This is a genomic window from Massilia genomosp. 1, from assembly GCF_011682185.1.
In the GTDB taxonomy this organism is placed as follows: domain Bacteria; phylum Pseudomonadota; class Gammaproteobacteria; order Burkholderiales; family Burkholderiaceae_D; genus Telluria_A; species Telluria_A rubra.
Window position 1 is genome coordinate 74,630 of sequence record NZ_WHJF01000010.1, and the last position, 16,293, is coordinate 90,922.

12 protein-coding genes are annotated in these 16,293 nt (G+C 63.8%); 2 read left to right on the forward strand and 10 right to left on the reverse strand.

What is annotated here, in order from left to right; all coding sequences use genetic code 11:
• Positions 1-64 precede the first annotated feature (64 nt).
• From F1735_RS05995 to rfbC, 3 genes are all read right to left on the reverse strand, one after another.
• The gene (locus F1735_RS05995; protein WP_166887087.1) at positions 65-1,159 is read right to left on the reverse strand and encodes a glycosyltransferase family 4 protein; all 1,095 of its coding nucleotides are present in this window, start codon (positions 1,157-1,159) and stop codon (positions 65-67) included.
• Positions 1,160-1,378: 219 nt separating this feature from the next.
• On the reverse strand, positions 1,379-2,269 hold the full coding sequence (rfbD, locus tag F1735_RS06000; RefSeq protein ID WP_167236078.1) for a dTDP-4-dehydrorhamnose reductase: 891 nt from the start codon (positions 2,267-2,269) through the stop codon (positions 1,379-1,381).
• The gene (rfbC, locus tag F1735_RS06005; RefSeq protein WP_167236079.1) at positions 2,266-2,811 is read right to left on the reverse strand and encodes a dTDP-4-dehydrorhamnose 3,5-epimerase; all 546 of its coding nucleotides are present in this window, start codon (positions 2,809-2,811) and stop codon (positions 2,266-2,268) included. Before rfbC ends, rfbD begins: the two co-directional genes overlap by 4 nt.
• A gap of 282 nt (positions 2,812-3,093) precedes the next feature.
• On the opposite strand from rfbC, the gene F1735_RS06010 reads away from it, so the two are divergent.
• Positions 3,094-3,939, forward strand: coding sequence for a symmetrical bis(5'-nucleosyl)-tetraphosphatase (locus F1735_RS06010; RefSeq protein ID WP_167236080.1), 846 nt, complete (start codon positions 3,094-3,096; stop codon positions 3,937-3,939).
• Here F1735_RS06010 and F1735_RS06015 read toward each other — a convergent pair.
• The 6 genes from F1735_RS06015 to F1735_RS06040 form a co-directional block, all read right to left on the reverse strand.
• Entirely contained in the window at positions 3,936-4,676 is a 741-nt protein-coding gene (locus tag F1735_RS06015) for a lysophospholipid acyltransferase family protein (RefSeq protein ID WP_167236081.1), read from the reverse strand. The genes F1735_RS06010 and F1735_RS06015 overlap by 4 nt on opposite strands.
• A 94-nt stretch (positions 4,677-4,770) precedes the next feature.
• Entirely contained in the window at positions 4,771-6,081 is a 1,311-nt protein-coding gene (locus F1735_RS06020) for a dihydroorotase (protein WP_167236082.1), read from the reverse strand.
• Positions 6,082-6,083: 2 nt separating this feature from the next.
• Positions 6,084-7,049 carry an aspartate carbamoyltransferase catalytic subunit gene (locus F1735_RS06025; protein ID WP_167236083.1) on the reverse strand — a complete coding sequence of 322 codons (966 nt, stop codon included), beginning with the start codon at positions 7,047-7,049 and terminating at the stop codon, positions 6,084-6,086.
• Positions 7,042-7,578 carry a bifunctional pyr operon transcriptional regulator/uracil phosphoribosyltransferase PyrR gene (gene pyrR, locus F1735_RS06030; protein WP_167236084.1) on the reverse strand — a complete coding sequence of 179 codons (537 nt, stop codon included), beginning with the start codon at positions 7,576-7,578 and terminating at the stop codon, positions 7,042-7,044. Before pyrR ends, F1735_RS06025 begins: the two co-directional genes overlap by 8 nt.
• Positions 7,562-7,903, reverse strand: coding sequence for a Holliday junction resolvase RuvX (ruvX, locus tag F1735_RS06035; protein WP_222852953.1), 342 nt, complete (start codon positions 7,901-7,903; stop codon positions 7,562-7,564). The genes pyrR and ruvX overlap by 17 nt, the downstream gene beginning before the upstream one ends.
• Positions 7,904-7,992: 89 nt before the next feature.
• A complete protein-coding gene (locus tag F1735_RS06040) occupies positions 7,993-8,649 on the reverse strand; it encodes a YqgE/AlgH family protein (protein WP_167236085.1) in 657 nt (218 codons plus the stop codon).
• 191 nt (positions 8,650-8,840) lie between these two features.
• Between F1735_RS06040 and F1735_RS06045 the strand changes: the two genes are divergently transcribed.
• Positions 8,841-10,289: a cryptochrome/photolyase family protein gene (locus tag F1735_RS06045; RefSeq protein ID WP_167236086.1), complete on the forward strand. Its 1,449-nt coding sequence runs from the start codon at positions 8,841-8,843 to the stop codon at positions 10,287-10,289.
• A gap of 120 nt (positions 10,290-10,409) precedes the next feature.
• Here the strand turns inward: F1735_RS06045 and F1735_RS06050 are convergent, their stop codons facing one another.
• The gene (locus tag F1735_RS06050; RefSeq protein WP_167236087.1) at positions 10,410-16,286 is read right to left on the reverse strand and encodes a hybrid sensor histidine kinase/response regulator; all 5,877 of its coding nucleotides are present in this window, start codon (positions 16,284-16,286) and stop codon (positions 10,410-10,412) included.
• Between the last annotated feature and the right edge of the window lie 7 nt (positions 16,287-16,293).

The window sequence follows — 16,293 nt, forward strand, 5'->3', positions numbered from 1 at the left end:
GGGTTGAAACAGATTAAGTGAAATCTCACCAATTGTCGCAATATACTACATCCGCGCATTAATGCTAGTCCTTCTTGCGAAGAATGAGCCACCGGGGTGACTTAAATCGAACAATACGCGCATACAGCCACACATAACTGACGACGAACAATAAGCAGAAGAAAATCAATACTCCGGTATCTTTCCAGAACACCGTGGCCGGGATTACCGCCATCAGGGAAAACATCCACAGGTACGGTGATGTTAGCGAATTGCGGCGCATCAGGGCGCGCGCTTCTTTGCGGCCCACCGCCCATTGCACAATGCGCCGGAAAATCAGGCTGTGCAGGTGTATCCCGTCCGGCATAGCCGGTGATTTTCCGCGCAAGAACATGCGGCGATAGGCCGAGAAAATCGTTTCGAAGGCCGGATATATCAACAGCAAAGCCGCATACCAGGTCGACACGTCGGGGTTGCGCATTACCAGCAGCAGCGCCAGCTCGCCCAGCATGAAGCCGATAAAATACGCCCCGCCGTCGCCCAGGAATATCAGGCCGACCGGGTAATTCCAGATCAGGAAGCCGGCCGTGGCGCCCGCCACCATCAGCGCCGCCACCAGCACGAACACATCGCCCACCTGCCACGCCACATAACCGAGCGAGATAAGCATACAGATGGTTACCACGCTGGCCAGACCATTAAATCCGTCGATGATGTTAATCGCGTTGGCGATACCGGCCACCGCCAGCACGGTCAGCGGAACGGCCACCCAGATATACACGATGCGCCACGAGCTGAACGGAAAATCGATGCGGTCGAGTTTGGCGCCGAGCAAGAAATAGCCGAGCAAGGCGGCCGCCATCGTCAATATCAGGCGCCGCAGCGCACTGACATTGCCGGTGTAGTCTTCCACGATGCCGCCGACAAAGGCCACCCCGGCGCACAGCATCAGCGACATCAGCCAGACCGCCATGGCCGGCACGCGCCAGATCGAGATGAGCGCGCTGATCACGACCGCCATGAAAATCGGCAGCCCGCCAATGCGCGCCACCGTATGCGAATGGACTTTTTGCACGCCGAAGAAATCGGCATCGAGCGCGGGACCATGCAGCCTGGCCTGCTTGATCACAAGCAGGGTCAGCAAGGCGGAAGCGACGAAACTCACGAGAAATGAAAACATTATTATTTATATATGCTAAAACGCGGGCAGGCTCGTGCCCTACCCGGCGGACCAACGCATGCGGTGAGTGTTGCGGTCGCCATGATCTGGTATGAAGGTAATCCATGATTGTACCGGATTACCCGCCCCCCAAATACGCCAGGATGGGGGCCAGCGGGCGGCGCTACGCCGGTTTTATGCAAAAAAGAGCGCTTTCGACGCCTGTTGCGGCATTTTTGCTCAGTCTTGGACAAGACCCCTGCTGGCGTCTGCGGAAGAAAGGCAGTCGGCCAGGGCCGTTTGCCAGTCCGGCAAGGGGCCGCACAGCGCCATCAGCTTGCCGCAATCGAGGCTGGAATTGGCCGGCCGCGCCGCCTTGGCGCCGTATTCCGCCGCAGTGATCGGCACCACCTCGCAAGCGAGGCCGGCGGCGCTGAAAATCGCCCCGGCAAAGCCGGCCCAGCTGGTGCGGCCCTGGCTGCTCAGGTGGTACAGGCCGCCATGCCGCTCCCACCACGGGGCGCCGCCCGCCTGCGCCAGGCCCAGCAAATGCGCGCTGGTGTCGGCCAGGGTGCGGCTCCAGGTGGGGGCGCCATGCTGATCGGCAACGATACGCAACTGCCCGCGTTCCCTTCCCAGGCGCAACATGGTCAACAGGAAGTTATTGCCGCGCAAGCTGTACACCCAGCTGGTACGCAGGATCAGGTGCCGGATGCCGGCGGCGGCAATGGCCTGCTCCCCGGCAAGCTTGCTCTGCCCGTAGACACTCAGCGGCGCGGGGGTGTCGGTCTCGGCATAGGCGCCCGCCGCCTTGCCGTCGAACACGTAATCGGTGGAATAATGCAGCAGCGCCGCGCCCAGCGCCCTGGCCTCGTGCGCCATCAGGGCCGGCGCGTCGGCGTTGATGCGCATCGCCAACGCGGGCTCGTCCTCGGCGCGGTCCACGGCCGTATAGGCGGCCGCGTTGACGATCAGGTCCGGCCGCAGCGCGCGCAGCACGGTGCGCAGCTGGTCGAGGTCGGCCAGGTCGCAAGCGGCGCGCGCAGGCGCCACCAGCTCGCCCAGCGGGCGCAGGCTGCGCGCCAGTTCATGGCCGAGCTGGCCGTTGGCGCCGGTGAGTAAAATTTTCATGGAAATACATCGGACTGCGCCAGCAGCGCACCCTTGCTGTCTTTTCCAGAGAGCATAGGCAAACCGGGCAAGGGCCATTCGATGCCGATGTCGGGATCATTCCATAGAATCACCCGTTCCAGTTCGGGCGCCCAGTAATCGGTGGTTTTATACTGGACTTCGGCGCTATCGCTGGTGACCATGAAACCGTGCGCAAAACCGGGCGGCACCCATAGCTGACGCTGGTTTTCGGCGGATAAATCCAATCCGATCCAGCGTCCGAAGAAGGCCGACGATTTACGCAAATCGACCACCACGTCATACACCGATCCGGCGCTCACGCGCACCAGTTTGCCTTGCGGTTGGCTGATCTGGTAATGCAGGCCGCGCAACACATTCTTGGCCGACTTGGAGTGGTTATCCTGGACAAAATGCGCGCAGACCCCGGTCAACTGCTCGAATTTTCGCTCGTTAAAACTTTCAAAGAAAAAGCCCCGGTCGTCGCCGAACACGCGCGGCTCCAGGATCAGGACTTCGGGAATGGCGGTGGGCGTGACTTTCATCAGAAAATCCTATCATCGAAGAGTGCATCAAATACTGCCGGTGAGCATTATCTTTTATCGGCCGGGACGGTCCGGATCGGCCCGCACCAGCATATGATACGCAAATACGCGCGCGCAATCGATACCCATATTGATCAGGCTCAAACGACGGCTATTGGCATGACAGCAACGCATGTTACAGCCCAAACCGGCACCCTTGCTTACAAAAATGATTTAGTATCCGCCGGGCCTGGAAATGCGGCACCCTGATTTTATGTGAACCCTGCCCGTACTGGAATTGAATTGTTAAGAACTTATGTCATCGGCGATCTGCAAGGATGCGCCCACGAAACCGCTGTCCTGCTCAAGCGCATCGAAGACGATGCGGGCGGCCCCGCGCGCGTCCTGTTCGTGGGGGACCTGATCAACCGCGGCCCGGCCTCGCTCGAGGCCCTGCGCCGGGTGGCCGCGCTGGAACGCGCGGGCGCCGGCGAGGCGCTGCTCGGCAACCACGACCTGCATTTGCTGGCGGTGGCGGTGGGCGCGCAAAAGACCGCGAAATCCGATACGCTCGACGCCATCCTGGCCGCGCCCGACCGCGCTGAACTGATCGACTGGCTGCGTCATCGCCCGCTGGCGATGATGGCCGAAGGCCACCTGCTGGTGCATGCGGGCGTGGCACCGCAGTGGGACGCGGCGCAAACCCTGTCGCTGGCGGGCGAAGTCGAAGCGGTGCTGCGCGGGCCGGGCTGGATCGATTTTTTGCGCGACATGTATGGCAACGAGCCGGCGCGCTGGGACGACGCGCTCAGCGGCCTGGCGCGCCTGCGCTACATCGTCAACGCACTCACGCGCATGCGCCTGTGCGCACCCGACGGCACCATGGATTTCAAGGAAAAGGAAAGCGCGGGTGCGCCGCCCGGGTCAAGCCTGCTGCCCTGGTTCGACCTGCCGGGCCGGCGCAGCCTGGGCGCCACCGTGGTGTTCGGCCACTGGTCGGCCCTCGGCCTGCTGCTGCGCGATGACGTGGTCGGCCTCGACAGCGGCTGCGTGTGGGGCGGCAAATTGAGCGCGCTGTGCCTGAACGACCGCAGCCTGCTGCAGGTCGACTGCCCCGAGTACAAGGAACCGGGCAAGCCAAAAACCTAGCCGGGCTTGTGCCCCAGCGCCATCCCCACGGCGGCGTGGGCGGCGGTGCAGACATCGCGCCGGTGCGCGCCGGCGGCGTCGATCGGCGCCATGCACACCACGCGCGCGGTCACGGCGGGCCCGGACAGGATCGCCACCATGCTCTCGGCGAAGGTCATCTCGCCGATGAATTCGATGGACGGATGCAGCGCGCCACTGGCGTCCACATAGCTCACCGCGTACGGCTGCACCATGACGCCGGCATCGACCGCCGCTTCGAACAGGTTGGCGTGGAACGGCAGCAGGCTGCCCTGCGCGGCGGTGGTCCCTTCCGGGAAGAAGGCGACCCGCTCGCCCTGCTCGAGCTTATGCACCAGACCCTTGAAAATCTGGCGCAGGTCGCGCCGGTTGCCGCGCGCGAGGAACACCGTGCCGGCCTTGTCGGCCAGCCAGCCGAGCACCGGCCACTCGCGGATCTCGGACTTGGCCACGAAGCGGCACGGGTACAGCGCATTGATCACAAAGATATCGAGCCACGAGACGTGGTTGGCCACCACCATCGCGTGCGCCAGCGCCGCCACGCCGGTCGATGGCGTCACGGTCACGCCGCAGATGCCCACCAGCCGGCGCGACCAGCTTTGCGTGACGCGGTCGCGCAGCGCATGGCTGGCCCACGGGAACACGAATGCGCACGCGGACAAGCCGGTCAACAGATGGAAAAACACGCGGCACAGCCGGAAATAGAGCTTGATCTTCAAACGACTCCAAAAAAACGGGAAAGCAGGGAGTGCGAACTACCCGCTGTGCATGCGGCGTCGCGCGCCGCATGCCACTGTCAGTGCTGATTCGGCACTAGCGCTGGAACGCGATGCGTCCGCCCACGATGGTCGCCCTGACCTGCCCGGCCAGTTCGTAGCCCAGGAAAGGCGTGTGCTTGCCCTGGCTGGCCAGGGCCGGGGCCTCGACCGTCCAGCGCGCGGCCGGATCGAACACCACCACATCGGCGGGAGCGCCCGGCGCCAGCTGGCCTACTTCCAGGCCGGCGATGCGCGCCGCGTCGGTGGTGATCTTGGCGATGGCGCGCGCGAGCGGCGTGGCCGAACCAGCGGCGCCGTGCTGCACGCTAGCGTAGTCGTCGGCCCACTTGATCGCCAGCGACAGCAGCAGTTCCAGCCCGGTGGCGCCGGGCGAGGCTTCGCCGAACGGCAGCAGCTTCTCGTCGTCGTCGACCGGGGTGTGGTCCGAGCAGATGGCGTCGATGGTGCCATCGTACAGGGCGGCGCGGATCGCATCGCGGTCGCGCTGGCTGCGAAACGGTGGCGTGACGCGCGCATTGGAATCGAAAAAGCCGATGTCGGCGTCGGTCATGTGTACATGATGCACCGCCACGTCGCAGGTGATCGGCAAGCCTTCCTTCTTGGCCGCCTTGACCAGCTCCAGGCCGGCGGCGGACGACATGCGGCACAGGTGTACGCGCGCGCCAGTGGCGCGCACCAGTTCGAACACGGTGTGCAGCGCGATGGTTTCGGACATCACCGGCACGCCGGCCAGGCCCAGGCGCGAGGCCAGCGGCCCGCTGTGGGCGATGCCGCCGCGCCCGATGTGCGCATCCTGCGGGCGCACCCACACGGTAAAGCCGAAGGTTTTCGCATACTGCAGCGCGCGCAGCAGCACGGTGGTGTCTTCGATGACTTCCTCGGCCTGCGAAAAGCCGATGCAGCCCGCTTCGGTCAGTTCCATCATCTCGGTCAGGGCCTTGCCCTTCAAGCCCATGGTCAGCGCGCCCAAGGGGTGTACATTGGCCTGCCGCAGTTTGCTGGCACGGTGCTTGAGCATTTCGACCAGGCCCGGTTCGTCCAGTACCGGATCGGTATCGGGCGGGCAAATGAGGCTCGTCACGCCGCCCTGCATCGCCGCCTGCATCTCGGACTTGAGGGTGGCCTTGTATTCGTAGCCCGGCTCGCGCAGGCGCGCCGACAGGTCGACCAGGCCGGGAGCGACCACCAGGCCGGTGGCGTCGATGCTGTTGCCGGCATTGAAGCCGGCCGGCGCCGTGCCGGTCGAGGCGACCTTGCCGTCGATGATGAACAAATCGGTGACTGCGTCGATGCCGTTGGCCGGGTCGATCAGGCGCCCGTTCTTGATATGAAGATGGTTGTTCACGTTCACCCTTGCGCTCCTGCCAGAATACTCATTACCGCCATCCGTACCGCGATCCCGAACGTCACCTGCGGCAAAATCACCGCCTGCGCGCCATCGGCCACGGCCGAATCGATTTCCACGCCCCGGTTCATCGGCCCCGGATGCATGACGATCGCATCGGGCTTGGCCAGCGCCAGGCGCTCGGGCGTGAGGCCATAGCTCTTGAAATACTCCTGCGCCGATGGCAGCAAGGCGCCGCTCATGCGCTCGTTCTGCAGGCGCAGCATGATGATGACGTCGACGTCCTTGAGGCCCTCGTCCATGTTGGTAAACACGCGAACGCCCATCTGTTCCAGCCCGCCCGGCAGCAAGGTGTGCGGGCCGATGGCGCGCACTTCCGGCACGCCCAGGGTGGTCAGCGCGTGGATGTCGGAGCGCGCCACGCGGCTGTGCAAGATGTCTCCCACGATGGCCACGCGCAGCTTGGTGAAGTCTTTTTTGTAGTGGCGGATCGTGTACATGTCGAGCAGGCCCTGGGTCGGGTGCGCGTGGCGGCCGTCGCCGGCGTTGACCACGTGGACGTGCGACTGCCTGGTGTCGATCAGGTGCTTGGCGATCAGGTAGGGCGCGCCCGACTGCGCGTGGCGCACCACGAACATATCGGCATGCATGGCCGACAGGTTGTCGATGGTGTCGAGCAGCGACTCGCCCTTGCTGGCCGACGACGCCTGGATATTGAGGTTGATGACGTCGGCCGAGAGGCGCTTGGAGGCGATCTCGAAGGTGGTGCGGGTGCGCGTGGAGTTCTCGAAGAACAGGTTGAACACGCTCTTGCCGCGCATGAGCGGCACCTTCTTGACTTCACGGTCGGAGATGCCGACAAAGCTCGACGCCGTGTCGAGGATATGGTTGACGATCGATTTTGGCAGCCCTTCGATGCTTAACAGGTGCTGCAGTTCGCCATTTTTATTCAGTTGCGGATTAAGCATGGTCTTCTTCTATGGTGAGCGAAAATTGCCCGTCGCCGGCACGCGCCAGCGCAAGCGACTGATTGGCTTCCAGCGCGACCCTGGTGGCGACGAAGTCGGCCGCCACCGGCAGCTCGCGCCCGCCGCGGTCGGCCAGCGCCGCCAGCATGATGCGCGCCGGACGGCCATAATCGAACAGCACGTTGATCGCCGCGCGCGTGGTGCGCCCGGTGTAGAGCACATCGTCCACCAGCACGATGTTGGCGCGGTCGACGTTGAACATGATGTGGGTCGGCTTGACGTCCGGATGCAGGCCTTTTTTGGCGAAATCGTCGCGGTAGAACGAGACGTCGATGAAGCCCAGGCGCTCGTTCAGGCCCAGGTCCGCCGCCAGCCGTTCGGCCAGCCAGGCGCCGCCCGAATGAATCCCGATGATGGCCGCGTCCTGCACCCCGTGCAAGCCGTCACGCACCTGGCCGAGCAGCGTCTGGTACAGCGCCTCGGCGTCGAACTGCTTGATTGCGTCGAGCTGATTAGTTGTTGTTGGCATGGTCGTCAAAGTATTGTTGCAAAATGATGGAGGCGGCTTGGTCGTCGATGATCTGGCCGCGCCTGGCGTTGATCACGGCCGACGAATAGCGTTCGTCGACCAAGGTGACCGGCAGGTTGAAGCGCCCGTGCAGCTGGTTGGCGAAGCGGCGGCAGCGCAGGGTCATCTCGTGTTCGGCGCCGTCCGGGTGGCGCGGTTCGCCCACCACCAGGCGGGCCGGCGCCCAGGCGGCGATCAAGTCGCCGATCTGCTTGAAGCGGGCCGCGTTGTCGATGGCGTTGACCACCGCGAGCGGCTGCGCCTGACCGGTCAGGGTGTTCCCCATGGCGATGCCAATACGCTTGATGCCGAAATCGAAGCCGAGTACGAGTTCAATCACCGCTTCAGCCACGCGCGCGGTTCCTGCGGGAGCGCTCAAGCATGGCCGGCCTCGGAGGCGAGCATCATCGGGTCGATGCCAAGCAGTTTGATGGCGGCGTTGTAGCGCTCTTCGATCGGCAGGTCGAACAGCACGCGCGCGTCGGCGCCCACCGTCAGCCAGCCATTGCGGCCGATTTCGTCTTCCAGCTGGCCGGGGCTCCAGCCGGCGTAGCCGATCGACACCAGCAGCCGTTGCGGGCCGTCGCCGTTGGCCACCGCTTCGAGCACGTCGATCGAGGTGGTGAAGGCCACGTCCTCGGTCACGGTGAGCGACGACGAATAGCGCGCGCCGGGGGTGTGCAGCACGAAGCCGCGGTCGTCCTGGACCGGGCCGCCGAACATGATCGGTTCATTGACGACGGTGGTGCGCAAGCCGTCGGCCAGTTTGAGGTCGATCCGTTCGAACAGCACTTCCATGGTCATGTCGGTCGGCTTGTTGATGACCACACCGAGCACGCCTTTGTCGTTATGCTCGCAGATGTAGACCACGGTGCCGCCGAAAATCGGATCCTGCATCGATGGCATCGCTATCAGGAAATGATTTGCTAAATTCAAGGTCGATGTCATGACGTGACCTTGGTCGGGACGCAATTCGTCGTCCTGCGACATGCCGGGCACGGGCAGAGTTTTGCCGATTTTGCTTTTCTTCATATTCGTCACTCTCTCTGCTCGCTCTCTGGTGTTCTGCTTTGCTGCTAGTATCCGGGCTTGCAACGATGGATTTTTCGATAGTTTACACTGAATTGCGGCCGCCACCACGGGAAGCGCCATCACGCGCGCGGCTAAAGCGATGGTAGCCGATAATTCGCCCACCTTTCTTGACACCAAACACCATCAATATTATGAGTAAATCGCTCGTCTGGTTTCGCCGCGACTTGCGCGCCTTCGATCACGCCGCGCTGCATCATGCATTAACGTCGTCGAATAGCGTCTATTGCGCTTTCATTTACGATAACACAATCCTCGACAGTTTACCGCGTGCGGACCGCCGCGTCGAATTCATTCACGCCAGCCTGGCCGAACTCGATGCGCAATTGCGTCAGATGGGCGGTTGCCTGATCGTGCGCCAGGCCGACCCGGTGGAGCTAATTCCAACACTCGCCGCGCAACTCGGGGTGGACACGGTGTTCGTCAACGGCGACTACGAGCCGCAGGCGATCGCGCGCGATGCGCAAGTGGCCGCGCGCCTGGAGGCCGACGGCCGGCGCCTTGCCAGCTACAAGGACCAGGTCATCTTCGAAAAGAGCGAGGTACACACCTTGGCGGGCCAGAATTTCTCGGTCTTCACGCCGTATAAAAACGCCTGGCTCAAACGCATGGCGGCCGAACCGGATTGCGTGGTGGCGTATGCGGTGGAGCCGCATGCGGCGCGCCTTGCGCCTCCCGCCGGCGACGAGCGCCTGCCGACCTTGCGCGAGATCGGCTTCGAGCCGACCAACCTGTCGGCCTTGTCGATCCCGACCGGCATGAGCGGCGCGGCGCGGTTGTTCGAAGACTTCATCGGCCGCATTGCCGATTATGGCGAGGCGCGCAATTACCCGTCGGTCAAGGGGCCGTCGTACCTGTCGGTGCATCTGCGCTTCGGCACCTTGTCGCTGCGCCACCTGGTGCGCACGGTGACTGAGCTCATTGCGCGCGGGGCCGGCGGCGAAGGCGCGCCGGTGTGGCTGTCGGAACTGATCTGGCGCGATTTCTACGCCATGATCTTGTATAACCATCCGCATGTCGTCGAGCGCGCGTTCAAGCCGGCCTACGACGCGATTGCGTTCGAGACCGGGCCCGAGGCCGACGCGATGTTCGCCGCCTGGTGCGAAGGGCGTACCGGCTATCCGCTGGTCGATGCCGCCATGGCGCAGTTGAACCAGACCGGCTACATGCACAACCGGCTGCGCATGGTCACGGCCTGCTTTTTGATCAAGGACCTGGGGATCGACTGGCGTCGCGGGGAAGCGTATTTTGCGTTGCACCTGAACGATTACGACCTGTCGTCGAACAATGGCGGGTGGCAGTGGGCGTCGTCGTCGGGATGCGACGCGCAGCCGTATTTCAGGATTTTCAACCCGGTTACGCAGTCGGAGAAATTCGACGCCAAGGGGAAGTTCATCCGGCGCTACCTGCCGCAGCTCGATGGCTTGTCGGACAAGGAGATCCACGCGCCGTGGACGGTGCCGCCGATGGTGCTGGCGCAGAAGAAGGTCGTGCTGGGGAAGGATTACCCGGCGCCGCTGGTCAGGCATGACGAGGCGCGGGCGAAGACGCTGGAGCGCTATGCGGTGGTGAAAGCGGTATAACGTCGTTCCCGGCATCGGCGGCCCCCTTGGCGGGAACGACGGCTATTGAACTAGCGATCATAAAAAACGCCTTGCACCATTTAACCGGTGCAAGGCGTTTTTGTTTGTGCCGCCTGGCGCTTAATGCGCTACCGGCATCTCGCGATTGAGCAAGCCGGCAATCGCCGCGAGCAGCATGTCTTCCTGGAACGGCTTACCGAAGTAGGCATTCACCCCCAGGTCCAGCGCGTAGTTGCGGTGCTTGTCCGCCGTACGCGAGGTGATCATGATGATCGGGATCTCGTTGGTGCCGCTGTTACCGCGAATATTCCGGGTCAGGTCGAAACCATCCATGCGCGGCATCTCGATATCGACCAGCATCAGGTCGGGCACGGTCTCCTGCAAATGTTCGAGCGCATCGACACCGTCCTTGGCCAGCACCACCTGATAACCCTCGCGTTCCAGCAGGCGCTGGGTCACTTTGCGCACGGTCAGCGAATCATCGACCACCATGATCACAAAGTCGGCCGCACGCGTCTCGGGCACCGCCGCCACCGTTTCCACCACCACCCGCTGACGCAGTTGCGGATGATGGTCGAGGTGATGCGACAAGGCCACCGGGTTCAGGATCAACACGATATCGCCCGAACCGAGCACCGTCGCACCCGAAATACCGATCATGCGCGAGAGCTGCGGCCCGATATTCTTGATAACGACCTCGCGGTTGCCCTGCACGTCGTCGACCTGTACCGCCAGGCGGTCGGTGCCGCTCTTGAGGACCATCACCGGGCACGAACGCTGCGACATCGGCCGCGCTTCGGTATCGCCCAACAAGGTTGGCAGGTAATGCAGCGCGACCTTCTGGCCCTGAAATTCGACAAAGCCTTCGGCGTGCGCGGCGTTGACTGCCGCTTCTTTCATCTGCAATACCTGCTCCACCAGGATCGATGGCAGCGCAAACGTCTTGGTACCGCTGGTGGTCAGCACGACCTGGGTGACCGCAAGGGTCAGCGGCAGGTGAATCGTGAAGCGCGCGCCCTTGCCGGTTTCGGTGGAAATCGCCACCCGGCCGCCAAGCGCTTGCGCTTGCGAGCGCACCACGTCCATACCCACGCCACGGCCGGCCAGTTCGGTCAGCGCATCGGCGGTCGAGAAGCCCGGTTCGAAAATCAGGTCGGCCGCTTCGGCGTCGGTGACGATGGCATTCGGCGCCAGCAGCCCGTTTTCAAGCGCCTTGGTGCGGATGCGGGCCAGGTCGAGACCCGCGCCGTCATCGTTGAACTGGATAACCACCTCGTTACCCTGCTGGCTGACCTGGATCAGCAGCTCGCCCGTTTCGGCCTTGCCGGCCGCACCACGACGGGCACGCGATTCGATACCGTGCACGATGGCGTTACGCAGCAAGTGCTCGAACGGCGCGGCCATCTGTTCCAGAACGCTGCGGTCGATTTCGACCGTGCCGCCCCGGATGTCCAGGTTGACCCGTTTGTCGATTTCTTTTGCGGTCTGGCGCGCCACCCGGAACAGACGCTCCGACAGGCTGGCAAACTGTACCATCCGAACCCGCATCAGGTCCTGCTGCAGGTCGCGCGTCAGGCGCGACTGCACGTTCAAGTCGTCGGTGGCGCCGTCGACCGTGCGCGTCAGGCTTTCGTGGAACGACGCAACGTCGTTCACCGATTCGGCCATCATCCGCGTCAGTTCCTGCAGGCGGGTAAAGCGGTCGAATTCGAGCGGATCGAATTCGCGTTCGCTGGAAATCGACATGCGCGACGAAATCTGCGATTCCGCCTGCATCTCGACTTCGCGCAACTGGCGCCGCAAGCGACCCAGGTTGTCCGAGAAGTCGCTCAGCGAGGCCTTCAGGGTCGACACCTGGCTTTCCAGTTTTGAGCGCGTGATCGACACTTCACCTGCCTGGTTGACCAGGCGGTCCAGGATGTCGGCGCGTACCCGCACCAACGGCGTACGGGTCTGGGCTGCGTGAGCATCGTCCACGCTGCCGGCGGTTGCCGCGGCCAGGCCCGGCACCGGCACGACGCCGAGGGCAGGCTGCTGCAGTTGTTCGAACAGCAGAAGCGCGTGATCGTAGTTGGCCATCAGTTCGTCGAACGCGGCTGGCGTCGACGTTCCGGCGTGGACCATGTTCTCGATCTGCGTTTCGATCTCGTGGGTGTGCTGACCGAGGCGCATCGCACCGGCCATCCGCGCACTGCCCTTGACCGTGTGCAGGGTACGCAACAGCTGCTGTACCGGGCTGGTATCGGACGGATTTTGCTGCCACTTGCGCAGGTTGTTGCCGATTTCCGGCAGCAGGTCGGTACCCTCTTCCAGGAACACTGGCAGCAAGTCGACGTCAAGGTCATCGGCGAAGGCCGTTTCCGGCGCCACCGGCACGGCGGCCGTGTCGGACTCCGGCTGCAGCAACGCTTCGAGCAGCGGCACGTGCGCCGTCATCGGCTGCATAGGCGCCGGTTCCGGCGCGGCTGCGGCGATCGGCTCTTCGACAACCGGTTCTTCAAGCACTGGTTCAGCTTCAAGCACTGGTTCGGCTTCGATGACCGGTTCTTCAACGACTGGCTCGGCTTCAAGCACTGGCTCTTCGAATACCGGTTCTTCGATGACTGGCTCGGCTTCAAGAACCGGTTCGGCTTCGATGACCGTTTCTTCGGCCACTGGCTCGGCTTCCAGCGCTGGCTCTTCGAATACCGGCTCGGCCTCGATCACTTCTTCGGCTTCGATGACTGCTTCAGCTTCGATGACTGCTTCAGCTTCGATGACTGCTTCAGCTTCGATGACTGCTTCAGCTTCGATGACTGCTTCGGCTTCGATGATTTCTTCAGCTTCGATGACTTCTTCAGCTTCGAGCAATGGCTGCTGCGCGTCTTGCGCCACCGGCTGCGCCGGTTCAGGATTATCCAGCAGTGGAATATCGAACGGATCGTCCTCGCCGAACAGGGCGTCGATGGCGTCGATTTCCGGTTCGGACCGGGCGTCGGCCACGGCCGCTTCGCGTTCCGGCATCACCGGCGGCGATGCCACCAGCTCGTCGAGCGTTTCGGCGAACAGGCCGTCCAGACGGCGTGCCAGGTCTTCGTCGGCGCCCGCAAACACGGCGGCCGCTTCCTGCGCCGCAAGCTGCTCGCGCAGAACGTGCAGGCGCGCCACCAGGCCTGGCTCGGCCGGCGCAAGCTCGCCCAAAGCGAAGCGCTGCAGCATGTGGCGCACGCGCTCGATGGTTTCGTCGAGCAGGTCGCGCTGGGCTTCGTCGAACACCGGCGCGGGGCTCTTGAGCACCATTTCGACTTCGTAGGCGATTTCGCGCAGGGCGTGGAAGCCCACCGTGGCCGAGGTGCCGGCCAGGGTATGCGCGGCTTTTTCGGCTGCCGGCGTGACCTGGCGCTGCGGTTCGTGGCGCCATTCGGCGAAGTCCTGGCTTAACAGGCGAACCAGTTCGTCGGTCTCGGCGAGGTAAATGTTATACAGCGGCAGCGGGATTTCGAGTTCGCCAATACGCTTGGTGTTGTCGTCGGCCGCGGCGATGGTGCCCGGAACCGGGAACTCGATCACATTGCCAGGCGCTGCGCTTGTGGTCGCAGGCAGGGCGATGATGTCGTCGAGGATCATCGGTTCGAACGAATCGTCGATCGCAAAGTGGTCGTCGTGATGCTCGTCCACGGGAGCGGCGGCCACGATTTCCTCGACCACTGGCGCCGCTGGCGCGTCGTCCGGCGCCGCATCCATGGCGAAGGTTTCGCCATGCTGCACGCGTTCGGCGGCGGCGACCAGCGCGTCGCTGGTGCGCTGCGAGCTGCCGGTGGCGGCAAGCTGCTCGACCCAGGCGGTCATGTCGGTGGTGGAGCGCGTGAGCAACGCCAGCAGGTTGGCGTCGGCCGCGCGTTCTTCCGACAACCACAGGTTCATCACTTTTTCGACGGCGGCTGCGCCTTCGGCGAAGTTGTTCAGGCCGACCATGCGTCCACTGCCCTTGAGGGTGTGGAAGGAGCGCCGCAACATCGTCAGCGTCTCCAGGTTGTTCGGCATGCTTTGCGCCGCCGGCAGGGTCGAGCCGACGAAGGCCAGCACTTCCTGCGCTTCGGAGATGAAAATTTCGAGCAGTTCGGCTTCGATTTCGTCGTCGCCCGGCGGCGCGGGCGCTGCCACCACCACGACTGGCGCCTTGACTTGCGCTTCCGGCTCCACCGGCGCGGCTGGCGCAGGCGGGTCGATCATCGGGACCGGCTCGATCTCGAGCACCGGTTCCTGGTCGAACTGCGATTCGCCGTGCGCCGGTTTTTCGAACGGGACGGCGCGCAACATGCCCTCGACGCTGTCGAAGGTGAAGCGCTCGCGCGCCTCGTCGACGTTCTTGGCCAGCATGTCGACAAAAAAGCCCAGCGCGCCGATGTTCTGGGCGATGTTCTGCAGCGAGGCCGTTTCGTGTTCCGGATTGCCTTCGGCCGCAGCCAGGGTGCGGACCGCATCCTTGACGTGCAGGGCGGCGCGCATCGCGTCTTCCTGGTCGAGGATGGCGACGGCGCCCTGCAACTGGTGCAGGACCGGATCGATCTGGGCCAGGGTGGCGCGCTTGCTGGTGTCGGAATAATAGTCGTCGAGGACTTTTTCGACCTGGCGCAAGCCATTTTTCATTTCGGCGGCCAGCACGGCGACGGTTTGCTCGTGCTGGATGCGGCGCGACAGTTCGCCCTGCCATTGCGGCGCTTCCGGCGGCGTTTCGCCGGCGCCAATCGCGCCGAGGCGCGCGCCGATGATGTCGGCGTGGGCGTCGAAATCGTCAGGCAACTGGCGGATCTTATCCAGGCTGTTCTCGATGAACAGCATGGCGGTCGCCATTTCGAGACTGAACACGCTGTTGTGCTTTGTGGCCGCCGTGGCGGTGGCCACATGCACCATCTGGCGCTGCAGGCGCGCCAGCGCCGGGGCGCCCAGCTTGTCGCCCGCGGCGGCCATGGTGCCGAGCAGTTCGACGAATTCGGCTTCCAGCGCCGGCAGCGGTTCGACCGACAGACGGTCCCAGTGGCTCTTGGCCTTGGCCAGGGCTTCCTTGGCGGTTTTCAGCGCGTCGGCGTCGATGCGGCCGTAGCGGCGCGTATCGTAATCGGCCGGCACCATGCCGTCCAGATGATAGGCGCGGCGCAGGGCCAGCGCCGTCGGCGGTGGATTGGGCACGGCGGCCATGAAGAACAGGGCGTCGCGCAGCATCGTTTCGGGCAGGCTGACCTGGCCTTGCGAGAGGCGGCGGATCTGCAGATTGATCAGGCCGAAGAGCTGCTTGACATACAGGTCGCTGGCCAGGTGGCCCTGGACCACCAGTTCGGCGAAGCCCTGCATCGCCATCCAGAAGGTGCGCGGCAAAGGCTGGTCCTGGGCGTCGGCCACGTGGGCGATCGCGTCCAGCAACACCTGGGCGTGCTGCTGCTGGCTGGCCTTGTCGGCGCTTTTCAGGAACGGCAGCAGCGCTTTTTCGAAGCGCGTGCGGCAGGCCGCGTAGTCCGGCTCCGCGTCGGTCGCCACGTGGCGCTTGAGCGACACTGGCGCCGACAGGTCGGCGAAAAACAGGTCGGCCGGGTGAATCCTGTCGGCCCCCAGCATTTCCTTGAGCGCGCGATAGTAAGGGAACAGGCGCGCCGGCTGCTGTGGCGCGCCCGAAAGCAGTTCTTCGAGATACTCGATCACCGCCTGGTATGCGTGCGCGATGACTTGCGCGCGTTCGGGCGTGCAGTCGAGCAGGCCATCCTTGAAGCGGTCCAGCGCGCTCTCGGCGGCTTCGGTCATGGCGCCGGCGCCATCGACATCGACCATCTGCAAGGCGCCATGCGCCTGGTGCAGATAGGCTTTCGCATGTTTGAGCGAACTTGCCTGGGCTTCCGCCGTATGCTCCGCCGCCTCGGACAGCGCGGTGTTGGAGCGGCCCAGCGCATCGCGGATCTCGCTCATGACCCAGGACAGCGGTCCTGTGTCGAACTGCGGCACGTGCGAATTGTCAGTAGTGGTCATGCTTACC